We start from the raw sequence: 646 nt of genomic DNA on the forward strand, positions 1-646 counted from the left end.
GCGCCAGAGGCATCAACGACGGCGGTAAGTTTGTCCTCCAGTGCTGCAGTAACATCATCAATCTGCGCCTGCACCTGCGTTGACAGTTCGGCCATTGCATTATCAACTTCAGCAATCGTCGTTTTAATCACCAGAATATCGGCACGCACTTCTCCGTATTGTGCCCACTGATGCTCAACAGTTCCGTGGTTCGCCAGGGCGTTCTGTAGTATTCCCTCAATGTTGGTATCGATGTCACCGGTGAGGCGTTCCCCGTCGGCAGAGGTTAGGAAATCGTCTGCGATATCTCCAAGATAATCATCGGCGTTATCGTTAGACATCCCCCTTACCCAGTCGGTATACCCAGATTCGTTACCTGTTCTGTCGACCAGCTGCGCGCGGTACCAGAATTCCTGCCCAGCCTTAAGCCCGAGCTGGGTATATTCAGCGGATGGATAAGGCACATCTGACAGCAATAATGGATCTGAAAAGTCACTGTTGGCTGTGTATTGAATTTCCGTTTTTAGCGTATCACCGGTATTTGCCGGGAAACCCCAGTTAAGACGAATCCCCCAGTTAATGCCCGTGGCTGTGAATCCTACTGGCTTAGGCGGATTACCTACTTTGCCGGTCAGTGTCTTCTCTTCTGAATATCCCCATCCTGAGG

Annotated in this window: 1 pseudogene; it reads right to left on the reverse strand. The window is 51.1% G+C overall.

The annotated features are described in order from the left end of the window. Positions 1-646, reverse strand: a pseudogene (locus ACHH0Z_RS25645) (host specificity protein); the annotation flags it as partial.

This window comes from Enterobacter cloacae complex sp. 2024EL-00227 (assembly GCF_043945315.1).
GTDB lineage: Bacteria > Pseudomonadota > Gammaproteobacteria > Enterobacterales > Enterobacteriaceae > Enterobacter > Enterobacter roggenkampii.